Genomic DNA, 17,019 nt, shown 5'->3' with positions numbered 1-17,019 from the left:
TTTATTTTTTCAAAGTTAAAAATGCTTTTCCTAAATATTGAATAATATCTGAAGCTATAAAAGAATTATAACTTGTTTCGTGTACTGCTAAATCTGCTGTCAACCCATGTAGATAAACTCCTAAAATAGCAGCATCAATCATATCATATCCCTGAGCAATTAAACCTGTAATTATCCCTGTTAAAACATCTCCGCTACCAGCAGTGGCTAAAGCCTGATTTCCTGTCGTATTTACATAAACATCATTTTTATACACAATCATTGTTGGTGCTCCTTTGACCACAATTACAATGTTGTATTTTTTTGAAAATTCCTTAACCATTTCCAACATTTGTTCTTGACTTTCCCAAATTCCTATCAATCTTTCCAATTCTTTACGATGAGGTGTTAGAACAGTTTTGTCAGACAAATTTTCGAGCCAAGTTTTGTTTTCTGAAAGAATGTTTAAACCATCAGCATCGATAACTATCGGTAAATAATTCATCTTTAAAAACTGAAAAAAAGCTTGTTGCGTTTCTTTATGTAATCCCATTCCCATCCCCATTCCAATAACTTGAATTGATAAAGTAGTCTGAATTGAAGAAATATACTCATTACACTCATCTGTCAAAACCATTACTTCAGGCATAACGGTTTGTACAATTTCATAGCCACATTTAGGGACATAGACAGTGACAAGTCCAGCTCCAGACTTTAAACAAGCTTTAGCAGAAAGGCAAACAGACCCTATTTTACCATAACTTCCACCAATAATCAATGCATGTCCCTGAATTCCTTTGTGAGCTTGATTTACAATTGGCTTAAATCTTCTTTTAGCCTGTTCATAATCGATATAAAAATACTTTTCCATAACATAAATTTACAAAATATGAATGTTTTATCCTTTTGTAACTCCGTAAAAAATCGGTACATTAGCGCTCGAAAATTATTATACAACACAAAATGAAAAATACAGCATTAACGCACATTCACGAAAGTTTAGGTGCAAAAATGGTTCCGTTCGCAGGTTATAACATGCCTGTTCAATATGAAGGAGTTAATATAGAGCATGAAACAGTTCGTAATAGCGTAGGAGTTTTTGATGTATCTCACATGGGAGAATTCTTTTTAAAAGGAGAAAATGCCTTGGCATTAATTCAAAAAGTAACTTCAAATGATGCTTCAAAGTTAGTTGACGGAAAAGCACAATATTCTTGTTTGCCAAATAATGAAGGTGGAATTGTAGATGATTTAATTGTTTACAAAATTGCAGACAATCATTATATGTTAGTGGTAAATGCTTCAAATATTGAAAAAGACTGGAACTGGATTTCCGCTCACAACGATTTAGACGTTGAAATGGAAAACCTATCAGATGCTTATTCTTTATTGGCCATCCAAGGACCAAAAGCAGCTGAAGCAATGCAATCTCTAACATCTATAGATTTAGTAAATATGCCGTATTATTCATTCCAAATTGGTGAATTTGCTGGTGTAAATGATGTAATAGTTTCTGCTACTGGTTATACTGGTTCTGGAGGATTTGAAATTTATTTCAAAAACGAAGATGCTGTGACAATTTGGGCAAAAGTTTTTGAAGCTGGAGCTCCTTTTGGGATTAAACCAATTGGATTGGCTGCACGTGATACATTACGCTTAGAAATGGGCTTCTGCTTGTATGGAAACGACATAAACGATACAACTTCTCCATTAGAAGCTGGCTTAGGATGGATTACAAAATTTGACAAAGAATTCACTAACTCTTCTAATTTAAAGAAACAAAAAGAAGAAGGTGTTTCTCGTAAATTAGTTGCTTTCGAATTAATCGAAAGAGGTATTCCTCGTCATGATTATGAAATCGTTGATGCAAACGGAAATGTAATTGGTATCGTAACATCGGGAACTCAATCACCATCAATGAATAAAGGAATTGGATTAGGTTATGTTCCAACTTCTTTATCAACAGTAGATTCAGAAATTTATATCCGTATCAGAAACAAAGACATTGCTGCCAAAGTGGTTAAATTACCTTTTTATAAAAAATAAAAAGTTTGAAAAAATATTTTCTTTTTTTAATGATTTTTTGGGCTACAATTTTACATGCACAATCTGAAATGGATGCATGTAGTACATTAACAAAAATGAGCCAATTAATCAAAAAATTACATTATAAACCAAAACCGATAAATGACAGTTTATCGGTTTATCTTTTTACGAACTTTCTTGACAACCTTGATCCAAATAATGATTTATTTTTAAGCTCGGATATTGAACTACTGAAGAAATACAAATACAAGATTGACGACTATATAAATAGTGAAAATTGTGACTTTTTAAATACATTTTTTAAAACTTATAATACCGCTGTAGACAGACGTGCCAAAATTATAAGTGAAATTAAAAATGAACCTTTTTCTTTAACTAATCCAGAAGTAATTCGATTTTATTCAAAGAAAAGACCTCACTTGAATACTACAATTGAATTAAAGAAAATCTTTAAAAAGAAAATGTTGATGGATTTATTCTTTGATATTTCTACAATGAGTACAAAAAAAGATTCTTTATCATCAGTTTTTTCAACATTAGTTCCAGATTCGAAACAAAAAATTTTTGATCAATTTACCTGTGAAACCAGTAAATTCTCGATAACTAAAGAAGAATTTTACAATCGCTTTTTTGGTATTTTCAGTAATTATTTTGATCCGCATACTCAATATTTTTCCAAAAGTGCAAAATCAAACTTCTTAACAACAGTAAGTTCAGACAATTATACTTTTGGACTATTTTTAGCTTTTAACGAAAATAATCAGATTCTAGTTTCAGGCACTCTTCCAGGAACATCAACGTACTTTTTAGAAAAAATAGAACCTGGTGATATCATCACCAAAATAAAATCTTCTAATGAAGAATACTTAGCGAACTGCCTAAACATGGAAAAAATTGAAAACATTTTCAATTCCAGTGAATATAAAAAAGCTGATTTCACTTTTCAAAAAAAAAGTGGTGAAGTTTACGGATTGACTTTGGTCAAACAAATCATGAAAGACTATCAAAACAGTGCTTATAGTTTTATTTTAGAATTTGATAATAAAAAAACAGGTTATATCAATATCCCTTCTTTTTATTCAACTATTGAAGATGGAAAAACGAATGTTAGTGAAGATGTAGCTAAAGAAATACACAAACTAAAGCAAGATAATATTTCAGGTTTAATAATTGATCTTGAGAACAACGGAGGAGGGTCAATGAATGAAGCCATAAAATTATGCAGCTTATTTATAAAAGGAGCCCCAATAGGTCAGGCTCAAAATAAAGCACATAAAAGAGAAATTATATCTTCTCAAAATGAAAAAGTTATTTACACAGGGCCTATTATTATTCTCCAAAATGGAAATTCTGCTTCTGCAAGTGAGTTTTTTACTAATGCAATGCAAGATTATCGATTAGCACTGGTCGCAGGAACTAAATCTTTTGGAAAAGCAAGTTTTCAAGAAATCATTCCTTTAGATGATAAAGAAACTCAATTTCTTAAATTGACTGTCGGCAAATTTTACAGAATTACAGGTAAAAGCAATCAATCTATAGGTATTTTACCAGATATTGAAATTCCTAATGTTTTTGATGGACAAATTCAAAGAGAACAAGATGCTAAAACAGCCCTTAAAAATGACAAAATAGAAGGTGTTGTTACTATTGAATCATTTCCTTTTAATGAAAAACAAAAACAGGTTGTAAAAACACAAACCGACAAAAACAAAACTGATCCTGAACTTCAAAAAATAAAAGTATTAAGAAACAAAATTAATAATTTGTTGAATGTTCCTATGGAGCCATTGACACTAAAATTTGGTCCTGTTTATGACCGAATTTTTAAATTAGCTAAAGACTGGCAAGAATTTGAAGAACAAACTAAAAAAGATTATAATTTTCTAATTTATAAAACTTCGTACGATACTGAAAAAATAAAATTAGATGATTATTTAAAATCCATTAGTGAAAAACAGATTAAAATTTTAAAACAGAACTATAGTATTTACAGAACAATACAAATAATGACAGATTTAAAATAATTTATCATTGATTTGATTAAAAAACTATAAAAAGACTTTTAAAAACAATTGAATCATTTATTTTTGCATCATAATAAAAACTTAAGAAATGGGAAGAGCATTTGAATTTAGAAAAGCACGTAAAATGAAGCGTTGGTCAGCAATGGCAAAAACGTTTACAAAAATTGGTAAAGATATTGTAATGGCAGTTAAAGAAGGAGGTCCAAATCCTGAAACTAACTCGCGTTTAAGAGCAGTTATTCAAAATGCGAAAGCTGCTAATATGCCAAAAGACAATGTTGAACGTGCTATTAAAAAAGCTTCAGATAAAGAAACTGCCAACTATAAAGAAGTATTGTTTGAAGGATATGCTCCTCACGGAATTGCAATTTTAATTGAAACTGCTACTGATAACAACAATAGAACGGTTGCCAACATTAGAAGTTATTTTAATAAATGTAATGGAGCTTTAGGAACACAAGGTTCGGTAGAATTTATGTTTGATCATACCTGTAACTTCCGTATTCCTGCTGAAGGGCAAGATGTTGAAGAATTAGAATTAGAAATGATTGATTTCGGAGTAGAAGAAATTTTCGCTGATGAAGACGGAATTGTAATGTATGCTCCGTTTGAAAGTTTTGGTGCTATTCAAAAAGAATTAGAAAACAGAGGAATTGAAGTATTATCTTCTGGATTTGAGAGAATTCCACAAGTAACAAAAGAATTAACTCCTGAGCAAGTTGCAGACGTAGAAAAATTATTAGAGAAAATTGAAGAGGATGACGACGTTATGAACGTTTTCCATACAATGCAAGAATAATTAAACTACTTATTATATCACTAAACTCCTGAATATTCAGGAGTTTTTTTGTTTTATATGAGAATTATATAATTCTTCCTTAAAATGATATAAAACGCTTGATTAACTACTAATCTAAATTTGTATATGTAATAATAAAACTCAAAAATTATGAAAACTACAATTTTAGGAATGCTTGCAGTAGTATTTACGCTAAATATCCAAGCGCAGAACAAAAACTTACAAACAGAGGTAAAAACAACAGTTACCACTATCAAGGATTCTGATGGAGAAAAAAAATTAGTCAAATCTGAGGTTACTAAAGAGGTGCAAAAAGTAGAGGTTGAGGCCGAAAGACCAGGAACAAAAAATATTCCAATTGCAAATACACCAGTTGAGGTAACCAATACCACAACGGTTAATCATAATGGTGTAGCTAAAGTTGTTGAAGTAGATCATTCAAGTTATTATATGCTTGACGGAATGAAATATCAGTTAAAATCTGAAGAAGGAGGCTCATACACAATGTATACTGATCAAAACAAACCAAGTGGTATAATGAGAAAAACTTCAAACAACAATTATATTTTTTACAATAAAAATAAATTTTCTGTTGGTTATTTTGATGCAGAAGGAAATTTTATCTTAGATACATACAATAACAAATCAGATAAGATAACTACAGAAAAATTTATGATTCAGAAATAATGCTGAACAAAGCAACCCGAAGTACAAACAAAAAACTCCGAATCAACGATTCGGAGTTTTTTATATTTTATAATATCTAAAATAATTATTTTATGAATTCTATCTTCTGAGCTTCTTCAGCATTTACACTATCAAAGAACCCTTGAGCACTCATCCATTCGTCACTAAACACTTTACTCATATATCTTGAACCGTGATCAGGAAAAATGGCAATTACATTGCTATTTTCATCAAATTCATTTTCTTCTGCATATTGTTTGATGGCTTGCATTACTGCTCCTGATGTGTAACCTACAAACAAACCTTCGGTTTTTGCAATGTTACGAGTCATGTGAGCACTATCTTCATCAGTAACTTTTACAAATTTATCTATCAAATCAAAATCTGTAGCAGTAGGAATTAAATTTTTTCCTAATCCTTCAATTCTGTATGGATAAATTTCTTCAGCGTCAAATTCTCTAGTTTCATGGTATTTTTTCAATACCGAACCATACGCATCAACACCTAATATTCTAATGTTTGGATTTTTTTCTTTTAAGAACTTAGCAGCACCAGATAATGTCCCTCCAGTACCTGTACAAGCTACAACGTGAGTTACTTTACCGTTTGTTTGCTCCCAAATTTCTGGATCAGTAGTTTTATAATGTGCTTCGATATTTAACTCATTAAAGTATTGATTAATGTATACCGAACCTTTAGTTTCTTCGTGCAATCTTTTTGCAACATTATAGTAAGAACGTTCATCATCTGCAGAAACGTGTGCAGGGCACACATATACTTTGGCACCCAGACTACGTAACATATCTATTTTATCTGGAGATGATTTTGAACTAACTGCTAGAATACATTCATAACCTTTGATTATACTAACCATTGCTAAACTAAACCCAGTATTTCCAGATGTTGTTTCAATAATAGTATCACCTGGCTTGATGATTCCTTGTCTTTCAGCTTCCTCAATAATGTATAATGCGATACGGTCTTTTGTTGAATGACCTGGATTAAAGGCTTCTACTTTTGCATAAAAATTTCCTTTAATTTCTTCAGTAACCTTATTGATTTTAATTAGCGGAGTATTCCCTATTAATTCCAATACATTATTGTAAGCTTGTATATCTTGTCCCATATATTTTTATAATCGAGGCTTTTTGTTTCGAAATTTTATCAACAACAAAACTTTGCAAATCTATAAAAAAAAATTAACTATTGCTTAATTCCTTCTAAATCTAATAAAAAACTAAACTCTTTTGCTACTTCTTTTAAGGACTCAAACCTTCCGGAAGCACCGCCATGTCCAGTATCCATATTAGTATCTAAATATAATAGTTTTTTATCACTTTTCAAAGTTCTTAATTTAGCTACCCACTTTGCCGGCTCCCAATATTGCACCTGAGAATCATGTAAACCTGTCGTTACTAACATATTAGGATATTCTTGCTCAGTAATATTATCATAAGGAGAATATGACTTCATATAGTCATAATATTTTTTTTCGTTAGGATTTCCCCACTCATCGTACTCACCAGTTGTTAAAGGAATAGATTCATCTAACATTGTAGTTACAACATCTACAAATGGAACTGCTGCTATTACACCATTATACAAATTGGGCGCCATGTTAATTACTGCTCCCATTAATAATCCTCCAGCTGAACCTCCTTCGGCATATAAATGATTAGCTGAAGTATATTTTTGTTCTATCAAATACTTTGAACAATCAATAAAATCTGTAAATGTATTTTTCTTTTTTAATAATTTTCCATCTTCATACCAAGGCCTTCCTAAGTCTTCACCACCACGAATATGAGCAATCGCATAAATAAAACCTCTATCAAGTAAACTTAAACGAGTAGTCGAAAATGTGCAATCCATAGAATAGCCATAAGATCCATAAGCATACTGAAGTAATGGATTTTGACCATCAAGCTTAATTCCTTTACGATACACTAATGAAATTGGAACCTTAACCCCATCCTGAGCTGTTGCCCAGATACGTTTTTCTTCGTAATTATTTTTATCAAACTTACCTCCTAAAACCTCTTGCTCTTTCTTGATTTCTTTAGTTTTATCTTTCATATTGAAATCAATAATAGACGATGGAGTTGTTAACGATTGATAACCATAACGCAATATATCTGTATCAAAATCTACATTAGTAGAGGTGTATGCTGTATATGTTTCGCTATCGAATGGTAAGTAATATTCCCCTTCCCCACTCCATGGCATGATTCGTAATTTTGTCAGACCATTGTCACGCTCTTCAACTACCAAATAGTCTTTAAAAATTTCGATGTCTTCCAATAAAACTGTATCTCTGTGAGGAATTAAATCAACCCAATTTTCTTTTGTAGTATTACTTTCAGAAGTTTTCATCAACTTGAAATTGGTTGCTTCATCTTTATTGGTCAAAATATAGAAACTATCATTGTAATGAGAAATACTATACTCTAAACCTCTTGTTCTTTTTTGAAAAACTTTAAATGAATCGTTTGGAGCATCAGCATTTAAAATCTGATATTCGGTTGTCATTGTACTTTGAGAGCCAATTACAATGTATTTCTTCGATTTTTCTTTATAAATGAATACACTAAACGTATCGTCTTTTTCTTCGAAAATTAAAACATCTTCACTAGAGTTTGTTCCTAATTTATGACGGTACACTTTGTCTGATCTTAACGTTACAGGATCTTTAGTAACATAAAAAATAGTTTCATTATCATTTGCCCAAACCGAACCTCCTGTACAATTTTCTATTTTGTCAGATAATATTTCGTTTGTTTCTAAATTTTTTACTTGAATGGTGTAAATCCTTCTACTTACTAAATCAGTACCAAAAGTGGCATATTTATTATTAGGACTAACGCTCACGCCTGCAAGCTGAAAATACGCATGATTTCTTGCCATTTCATTGCAATCAAACATAATTTCCTCTTTAGCTTCAAGACTTCCCTTTTTTCTTGAATAAATTGGATAATCACCTCCAGTTACAAATTTTGAAATATAATAATATCCGTTATATAGATAAGGTACAGATTCATCATCTTCCTTAATTCTAGATTTCATTTCAGTAAACAACTCACCTTGAAAATCTTTTGTATGAGCAGTCATCTCTTCATAATATTTATTTTCAGCGTTTAAATAATCAATAACTTCTTTATTATCACGATCATTAAGCCAATAATAATTATCTATTCGTATGTCTTTATGTTTTTCTAAAGTATGAGGAATAATTTTAGCAATAGGAGGTTGTATTTCTTTTGACATTTTCTTTTGGGCTGTTATAATATTTATTGAGGATGCAAAAATAAGACTTAGCAAGCTTACTTTAACTAATTTATTCATAATAGTTAGTTGTGTTTTTGCATTGCAATTTAGTATTTTTGTGTGTCATTTAAAAATAATAACAATGTTTGGAGATATTATGGGTATGATGGGTAAGCTAAAAGAAACCCAACAAAAAGTAGAAGATACTAAAAAAAGATTAGATCATGTTTTAGTTGACGAACAAAGTTCTGATGGTTTATTAAAAACTACTTTAACTGCCAACAGAAAAATCAAGTCTATTTCTATTGATGATGCTTTACTAAAAGACAAAGAACAACTCGAGGATTATTTACTTTTAGTATTAAACAAAGCCATTGAAAAAGCAACCAATGTTCACGAAACTGAACTTGCGGCTGTTGCCAAAGAAGGGATGCCAAATATTCCTGGAATGGACGGCCTTTTTAAATAAAATTGATTACTTACAAAAAATCCCGAAGATTACTTCGGGATTTTAATTTATTGCTTGATAATAATTACATTGCAACTTTAGGAAGTATATTCATTACATATTCATGCATCACTTGACGATAATCTAAATGTGTAACTATACGAAGTTTACCATGCCCCATAGAACTTATATGAATTCCTTTTTCTTTTAATTTTTCTATGATTACTTTTTCATTCAAATACGATTGAACAGAAAAAATTAAAATATTTGTTTCCACTGGCTCTACAGAAGCCACCCATGGCAATTGTTTTAAAATATGACCTAATTCTTTAGCACGTCTGTGATCGTCTTCTAAACGTCCTACATGATGATCAAGTGCATAAATTCCAGCCGCTGCCAAATAACCAGCTTGACGCATTCCTCCTCCAAATATTTTTCTAACTCTTAGAGCCTTTTTTATTGTTTTAGCATCTGAAATTAAAACAGAACCTACTGGAGCTCCCAAACCTTTGCTTAAGCAAACAGAAATCGTATCGAATAATTGTCCAAATTGCCTAGGCGATTGTCTTTTCGCTACTAAAGCATTCCATATTCGAGCACCATCTAAATGATATTTTAAATTATTTTGAACGCAAACTTTTTTTATTTCGACCAATGTATCTATTTCATAACAAGCACCACCACCTTTATTTGTCGTATTTTCAATACTTACCAATTTACTTAATGGGGCGTGATAAAATTCAGGATCATTAATTGCATTCCTTACTAATGAAGCATTAATCATCCCTCTATCTCCATCAACAAGATTACAAGAGACACCGCTATTAAAAGAAGCTCCTCCTCCTTCATAATGATAAATGTGAGACCATTTATCACAAATAACCTGATCTCCAGGATTAGTATGCAGTTTTATTGCGGTTTGATTAGCCATTGTTCCTGAAGGAAAAAATAAAGCAGCTTCCATTCCAAAAATTGAAGCAACTTTTTCTTCTAAAGCATTTACAGATGGATCTTGTTTATAAACATCATCACCTACTTTTGCGCTAAACATAGCATGTAACATTTCTTGAGTAGGCTTGGTTACGGTATCACTTACCAGGTTTATTTCCATATTGATAAAAAATCAATCTAAATTGTAAGAATTAACTTGTTCTGAACTCACTATTTTTGGGGAGAAAAAAATTTTTAGTATCTTTCCCAAGTATTTCAAAAACATATCACTTTTAAAACCTTTTAGGTTAATATTAGAAATACATTTGAAAATTCAAAAATAGAAATCAAAAGTATAAAATTATTATGACAAATGTCGACCAAATTAAAGGTATTGTAGAACGCCTTGGTGCGTTGAGGAGGTATCTTTGACATTGATGCCAAATTAATCGAAATTGCTAACGAAGAAGAGAAAACTTTTGCTCCTGATTTTTGGAACAATGCAAAAGAAGCTGAAGTAATTGTGAAGAATCTACGCTCAAAGAAAAAATGGGTTGAAGATTATGAAAAAGCAATAAATCTTTCAGATGAACTTCAAATTGCTTATGACTTTTTTAAAGAAGGTGAGTTAAGTGAGACCGAGCTCGACGAATTATATGAATCTGTTAATACTCATATAGAAAACATAGAGTTCAAAAACATGCTTTCAGACGAAGGAGATTCCTTGAGTGCTGTACTACAAATTACTGCTGGAGCTGGAGGTACTGAAAGTTGTGACTGGGCAAGTATGTTAATGCGTATGTATATGATGTGGGGAGAAAAAAATGGATATAAGGTTAAGGAATTAAACTTTCAAGAAGGGGATGTTGCTGGCATAAAAACAGTGACATTAGAATTTGAAGGAGACTATTCATTTGGATACCTTAAAGGAGAAAACGGTGTTCATCGTTTGGTTAGAATTTCGCCTTTCGACAGCAATGCTAAAAGACATACTTCATTTGCATCAGTATATGTTTATCCGTTGGTTGATGATAGTATTGAAATTGACATTAATCCAGCAGACATTGAAATTACAACATCACGTTCGAGTGGTGCTGGTGGACAAAATGTAAATAAAGTTGAAACTAAAGTTCAATTATTTCACAAACCAACTGGAATTCAAATTCAGTGTTCCGAAACAAGATCTCAACAAGATAACAGACAAAGAGCTATGCAAATGTTACGTTCTCAATTGTATGAAATTGAATTAAAGAAACGCATGGAACAAAGAGCAGACATTGAAGCAAACAAAATGAAAATCGAGTGGGGCTCACAAATACGTAACTACGTTATGCATCCTTACAAATTAATTAAAGATGTAAGAACCCAACATGAAACTAGTGATGTTGAAGGAGTTATGAACGGAAACCTAGATGATTTCTTGAAAGCATATCTCATGATGATGGGGCAAAAAGAAAGTTAAACTAATATCTTAATTGTTTTTTATTATGTATTTAAAAAGATATTTTGACGAAGAAATTTGGAAAGAAGTTGAATTAAAATCTCCTTTTAAGGAGAAACACAAAGTATTCGTTTCCAATTATGGTAATTTACGAAAGATAAATCTTGATACTAATACCGAAATTTCAATTAAACAAGCTTTAACAGAAGGCTATCCATCATTTGGTCTAAGTGTTTTTACAGAACAAAGTGAAAATGATAAAGTTTATTTATCAGAAACAAGACAAGCAATTGCTGCTATAAGAAATGAGATTCGAGCTCTAAACAAAAAGCTCAAACAATGTGATGGAAAAAATGCAGATTATTATAGAATTTCAAAAGAGATTGACTCAAAAGAAGATTTACTTTACTCTAGCAAAAAATCTTATCAAAAAAAATACAGAAAAATAGAAAACGCTAGAAGGAAAAATTTTGGAGCTTTAACTCATCGTTTGGTTGCCCTCAATTTTATTGAACAACCTACAGAAAAGCATAGTTTTGTTGCGCATCTTGATTTTGACAAATTAAACAATCATCATTCAAATTTAAAATGGATGACAAGCGAGGAAAATATAAAACATCAACAGAATAGTCCATATGTTATTAAAGCAAAGGCAATAGCAAACATTAACAGATCTGGAAGAATTACTCGTTCAAAGCTAAGTATTCATCAAGTGATGATGATTAAAAAGAAGATTAATGAAGACGTTCCTTTACGGAAATTAGCCAAAAGATATAATGTTTCAGAAACACAACTTTTGAGAATAAAAAGAGGAATTAATTGGGCAAATATTGCTCCAGCTAGATAAACAAAAAGAGCCAATTTAAATTGGCTCTTTTTTATTTTATATACTATTGTTGCATCTTAAAATAATAATCGGCGGAGTGCTTTCCACTTCCATAAAAAAGAAAGAACACACAAATTACAAATAATAAAAATGATAATATCATATTTCCTACATTCATTTCACCAATAAAATTAACCAAAAAGGCTCCTAGCAAAATTGGTAATTGAGCTGCAATTGCCCATCTTGTTAAAAGACCTACTATAATCATTATCCCTCCCATCATATGAGCAGCTACAACATAATGTACAATTAACATACCTCCTCCTAAGTTTTTGATTGGTTCTGAAAGTTGATTATAATACTCTGTATTGGTCAAAAAGGAAACTCCTTTCCAAAAAAGGAAAACCCCAACAATAATTCGTAAAATATCTAATGAATAATAGGTATGAGCGTTTGCCCACTTGTTTAAACTTTTAACGGTTTCCATAATGCTTCAGTTTAAAATTAGATATCTAATTTAATAAACATTACAGAAATAACCTACTACAAATCAGTATTTTATATAAAAATCAGTTTTTATCGGTTGAATATCACTTATTGATTTTACATTTTCTGAAAGAACTTTCCAAAATGAACTTGCTTCTAACCTGATTTTTTTTCCTTTGATCATTACATCAATTGGCATTGAAAAGTTTGGTGCTTCAGCTTTCCATTTATATTCTATAACCTTTCCAGATTTTCTAAATTCTAATTCAGGAATTGTTGTATAACGTAGATATTGATTAAAAACTGGAGTTAAATCTAAACCTGACTCTTTATTGAAAAAATCAACAACGTCTTGGGTTTTAATAATCTGTTTTTTGAATGTCTCAGAATATTTTAAAAGCATTTTCCACCATTTTGAATCATTGTTCACAATGTGGCGTATAGTATTCAACATTAATGCCCCTTTAGGATACATATCACCACTACCCTCTTTATTCACTCCATAATGGCCAATTATTGGTCGGTCATTACTAACTGCATTACGTAAACCATAAGCGTATTGCATTGCTTTATCATATCCAAACTGACATTCTATAAAAACAATCTCTGAATACATAGTAAATCCTTCATGTATCCACATATCAGCAATATCTTTACTGGTTATACTGTTTCCAAACCATTCGTGACCACTTTCGTGAATTGTTATATAATCAAATAATAATCCAACACCTGTACCAGACAAATCATTACCCATGTATCCTTTCATATAATGGTTCCCATAAGCTACTGCACTTTGATGCTCCATTCCCAAATATGGCGTTTCAACCAATTTGTAACCATCATCGCTAAAAGGATATTTTCCAAATTTTGACTGAAAACAATCCATCATTGGTTTTACCTCTTCAAAATGTTTTCTTGCTTTTGCTTCGTTTGCTCTTAAAACATAATAATCTAAATCAAGCCCTTTATGAGTATCATTAATATGAACATAATCAGCGATATTTACTGTAATATCATATGTATTGATTGGATTTTTAACTTCCCAATCCCAACGTGTATATCCGTTTTGAAGGTTTTCCATACCTAAGAAACGACCATTGGAAACGTTCATTAATCCATTTGGGACAGCAACTTTTATTGTTGCACCAAAATCTGGTTCATCACTTTGAGAGTCTTTTACAGGAAACCAGCAACTTGCTCCAAATCCCTGACAGGCAACACCTATCCATGGTTTTCCAGCCTCATCTTTACTAAAAACAAAACCTCCATCCCAAGGAGCTTTCTTTGCAATTACTGGATTTCCTGAATAGTAAAATCGGATTTTGTTTTCTGAATTTTTTTGAAGTGCCGAAGGAAAATTTATGAATGTTGCAATTTCTTCCCTTTTATAATCTAATTTTTTTCCGTTAAAAATAATACTATCAACATTCATGTTCTCAAATAAATCAATTTGAATTTTAGAAGTATTATCTGTGGTTTTAAAAGTAATATCATTATACCCAACAATAGATTTTTGATTAGGGCTAATCTTGATATTTAAATCATATCGTAAAACATCAAAACTTGTACGTTCAGGTCGTAAACCGCCTTGTAAAGAATCACGTCGTGTAAAATGTTCTTTAGGGACAGTTAACTGAGCTGATGCGCTGAATAAGTTTAGGAAAAAAATTAAAATAAGTATACTGTTTTTCATGGATTTGGGGGTTTGTAAAACAAAAAACTACTACGTAAAATTAGTAGTAGTTTTTAATATATTGTTACATTTAAGAAAAGTTTAATTATTGAAATACAATTTCACTTGATTTAAAAACTTTACTCCATTTCTCTTCAAACTTTTTAGATATTTTCTTTTCCTTAATTCCAACCAAATTCACATATAAAGATGAATCTCCTTGAATAATATAATAAACTTGAGATTCAGGCTTGATATCATCAAGATATTCTTCTACTTCTATTTTAAATAATATCCAAGGATATTTATCCTGTTCATTTTTTTCTAAAATAGTTAATTTTGCATTTTGAGCATTTTGTTTTGTTTGTGAATAAAACAAATCAGCTGCTTTATCCATTCCCATATCTCTAACATTTTTTAAAGACATCATTGTTCCTATAATTGACCAATTTTCAAGAGATTCTTTATCTGGAACTAACTCAACAAAATGTACTGTTTCATTTTCTTGATTATTTGCAATTTTCCATTTGTATTCCTCAGGCCAGTTTACTTTTAAATTTTCAATTTTCTCTTGTGCTATTGTTGAAATAGAAATTACTAACAACAAAAATAAAATTATTTTTTTCATTATTTATTTTAAAAAATTAAACCTGAATCACTCCTAAATTAAATTGTTTTTCAATTGGTGCATGATTAGCTGCCTCAATACCCATAGAAATCCAGGTTCTTGTTTCAAGTGGATCAATAATAGCATCTGTCCACAAACGAGAAGCCGCATAATAAGGTGACACTTGTTCGTCGTAACGTGATTTAATTTTAGTAAACAATTCTTCCTCTTTTTCTGGCGTAATTTCTTCTCCTTTTGCTTTTAAAGAAGCTGCTTCAATTTGCATTAATACTTTTGCTGCCTGCGCTCCTCCCATTACAGCAAGCTCTGCGCTTGGCCAGGCAAAGATCAATCTTGGATCGTAAGCTTTACCACACATTGCATAATTCCCAGCTCCGTATGAATTTCCAACCACAACGGTAAACTTAGGTACTACACTATTTGCAACTGCATTCACCATTTTAGCTCCGTCTTTAATGATTCCACCATGTTCCGATTTTGAACCTACCATAAAACCAGTTACATCATGAACAAATACCAACGGAATTTTCTTTTGGTTACAGTTCGCAATAAAACGTGTTGCTTTATCAGCCGAATCAGAATAGATAACCCCACCAAACTGCATTTCGCTTGGTTTTGTTTTTGCACCTGTAGTCTTAGCAATTAAACGCTGGTTTGCTACAATTCCTACTGCCCAACCATCAATACGAGCATAACCTGTAATTATTGTCTGACCATAACCCTCTTTATATTCATCAAATTCCGAATTATCAACCAAACGTTTAATGATTTCCATCATATCATATTGTTCAGCACGAGATTTAGGCAAAATTCCGTAAATATCTTGCGGATTTAGAGCTGGCTTTTCTGATTTAACACGGTTATAACCCGCTTTGTCAAAATCGCCCATTTTACCTACGACACTTTTAATTCTATCTAAAGCATCTTTATCATCTTTTGCTTTAAAATCAGTCACTCCTGATATCTCACAATGTGTGGTTGCACCTCCAAGCGTTTCGTTATCTATGGTCTCACCTATGGCAGCTTTAACCAAGTAACTTCCTGCCAAGAAAATACTTCCTGTTTTATCAACGATTAATGCTTCATCGCTCATAATTGGCAAATAAGCCCCTCCAGCTACACAACTTCCCATAACAGCGGCAATCTGCGTAATCCCCATGCTGCTCATGATAGCATTATTTCTGAAAATTCGTCCGAAATGCTCTTTATCAGGGAAAATTTCATCTTGCATTGGTAAATAAACTCCTGCCGAATCCACTAGATAAATAATAGGCAATCTATTTTCAATAGCAATTTCTTGTGCTCTTAGATTTTTCTTTGCCGTGATAGGAAACCAAGCTCCTGCTTTTACCGTTGCATCATTTGCCACGACTATACATTGTTTGCCTTGTATGTATCCAATTTTAACAACCACTCCCCCACTTGGACAACCGCCATGTTCAACATACATCCCGTCACCAACGAATGCACCTATTTCAATTGATTTTTCATCTTTATCCAACAAATAATCAATGCGTTCACGAGCTGTCATTTTACCTTCAGCATGAAGCTTTTCGATTCTTTTTTCTCCACCACCAAGCTTTACTTTTGCAAAGCGTTGCCTTAATTCTGAAAGTAAAAGTTTGTTATGATCTTCGTTTTTATTGAAGTTTAAGTCCATAATAAATGTATAGTTGTGTAAATTATTTATATTTTTGAGTGGCTAAAATACAAAAACCAATTCAATCATTCTTTCCGAATTTTCCTTAAATATTTCTTTACAATCTTAATGTGTTTTTCATCTTATGTT

General features: G+C 31.5%; 15 protein-coding genes. 7 read left to right on the top strand and 8 right to left on the bottom strand.

The window, feature by feature from the left end; genetic code table 11:
• Position 1: 1 nt before the first annotated feature.
• Entirely contained in the window at positions 2-850 is an 849-nt protein-coding gene (locus LJY17_RS03225) for an NAD(P)H-hydrate dehydratase (protein WP_264542418.1), read from the bottom strand.
• Positions 851-942: 92 nt separating this feature from the next.
• On the opposite strand from LJY17_RS03225, the gene gcvT reads away from it, so the two are divergent.
• The 4 genes from gcvT (at position 943) to LJY17_RS03205 (ending at position 5,535) form a co-directional block, all read left to right on the top strand.
• Entirely contained in the window at positions 943-2,025 is a 1,083-nt protein-coding gene (gene gcvT / locus LJY17_RS03220) for a glycine cleavage system aminomethyltransferase GcvT (RefSeq protein ID WP_264542417.1), read from the top strand.
• A 5-nt stretch (positions 2,026-2,030) separates the two neighbouring features.
• Positions 2,031-4,049, top strand: coding sequence for a S41 family peptidase (locus LJY17_RS03215; RefSeq protein ID WP_264542416.1), 2,019 nt, complete (start codon positions 2,031-2,033; stop codon positions 4,047-4,049).
• Between the two features lie 88 nt (positions 4,050-4,137).
• Complete coding sequence (locus tag LJY17_RS03210) at positions 4,138-4,848, top strand: YebC/PmpR family DNA-binding transcriptional regulator (RefSeq protein ID WP_264542415.1); 711 nt, start codon at positions 4,138-4,140, stop codon at positions 4,846-4,848.
• Between the two features lie 150 nt (positions 4,849-4,998).
• A complete protein-coding gene (locus LJY17_RS03205; RefSeq protein ID WP_264542414.1) occupies positions 4,999-5,535 on the top strand; it encodes a hypothetical protein in 537 nt (178 codons plus the stop codon).
• Positions 5,536-5,620: 85 nt separating this feature from the next.
• On the opposite strand, the gene LJY17_RS03200 is transcribed toward LJY17_RS03205, so the two are convergent.
• Both LJY17_RS03200 and LJY17_RS03195 read right to left on the bottom strand, forming a co-directional pair.
• Positions 5,621-6,661 (bottom strand): PLP-dependent cysteine synthase family protein, encoded by a 1,041-nt coding sequence (locus LJY17_RS03200; RefSeq protein WP_264542413.1) that lies wholly within the window; start codon positions 6,659-6,661, stop codon positions 5,621-5,623.
• 77 nt (positions 6,662-6,738) lie between these two features.
• Entirely contained in the window at positions 6,739-8,799 is a 2,061-nt protein-coding gene (locus LJY17_RS03195) for a S9 family peptidase (RefSeq protein WP_338441888.1), read from the bottom strand.
• A 142-nt stretch (positions 8,800-8,941) separates the two neighbouring features.
• On the opposite strand from LJY17_RS03195, the gene LJY17_RS03190 reads away from it, so the two are divergent.
• Positions 8,942-9,268, top strand: coding sequence for a YbaB/EbfC family nucleoid-associated protein (locus LJY17_RS03190; protein ID WP_264542411.1), 327 nt, complete (start codon positions 8,942-8,944; stop codon positions 9,266-9,268).
• 64 nt (positions 9,269-9,332) lie between these two features.
• Here the strand turns inward: LJY17_RS03190 and LJY17_RS03185 are convergent, their stop codons facing one another.
• A complete protein-coding gene (locus LJY17_RS03185) occupies positions 9,333-10,358 on the bottom strand; it encodes a threonine aldolase family protein (protein WP_264542410.1) in 1,026 nt (341 codons plus the stop codon).
• Between the two features lie 185 nt (positions 10,359-10,543).
• Between LJY17_RS03185 and prfB the strand changes: the two genes are divergently transcribed.
• Together prfB and LJY17_RS03175 are read left to right on the top strand one after the other, a co-directional pair.
• A protein-coding gene (gene prfB, locus LJY17_RS03180; protein ID WP_264542409.1) for a peptide chain release factor 2 occupies positions 10,544-11,639 on the top strand; the annotation gives its coding sequence in 2 pieces (ribosomal slippage) (positions 10,544-10,606 and positions 10,608-11,639; 1,095 coding nt in all).
• A 25-nt stretch (positions 11,640-11,664) separates the two neighbouring features.
• A complete protein-coding gene (locus LJY17_RS03175; protein ID WP_264542408.1) occupies positions 11,665-12,465 on the top strand; it encodes an HNH endonuclease in 801 nt (266 codons plus the stop codon).
• A 43-nt stretch (positions 12,466-12,508) separates the two neighbouring features.
• Here LJY17_RS03175 and LJY17_RS03170 read toward each other — a convergent pair whose 3' ends face one another.
• The 4 genes from LJY17_RS03170 to LJY17_RS03155 all read right to left on the bottom strand — a co-directional run bounded on the left by LJY17_RS03170 (position 12,509) and on the right by LJY17_RS03155 (position 16,890).
• The gene (locus tag LJY17_RS03170) at positions 12,509-12,931 is read right to left on the bottom strand and encodes a DoxX family protein (RefSeq protein ID WP_264542407.1); all 423 of its coding nucleotides are present in this window, start codon (positions 12,929-12,931) and stop codon (positions 12,509-12,511) included.
• A 63-nt stretch (positions 12,932-12,994) separates the two neighbouring features.
• Positions 12,995-14,623, bottom strand: a complete 1,629-nt coding sequence (locus tag LJY17_RS03165) for a M1 family metallopeptidase (protein WP_264542406.1) — start codon at positions 14,621-14,623, stop codon at positions 12,995-12,997.
• Positions 14,624-14,708: 85 nt separating this feature from the next.
• Positions 14,709-15,230, bottom strand: a complete 522-nt coding sequence (locus LJY17_RS03160; RefSeq protein WP_264542405.1) for a hypothetical protein — start codon at positions 15,228-15,230, stop codon at positions 14,709-14,711.
• Positions 15,231-15,246: 16 nt separating this feature from the next.
• Complete coding sequence (locus LJY17_RS03155; protein WP_264542404.1) at positions 15,247-16,890, bottom strand: acyl-CoA carboxylase subunit beta; 1,644 nt, start codon at positions 16,888-16,890, stop codon at positions 15,247-15,249.
• Positions 16,891-17,019: the final 129 nt, after the last annotated feature.

The organism is Flavobacterium hankyongi (assembly GCF_036840915.1).
Classification (GTDB): domain Bacteria; phylum Bacteroidota; class Bacteroidia; order Flavobacteriales; family Flavobacteriaceae; genus Flavobacterium; species Flavobacterium hankyongi.
The sequence above is the reverse complement of the archived record's forward strand: the minus strand, read 5'-3'. Positions and strand labels throughout refer to the sequence as shown.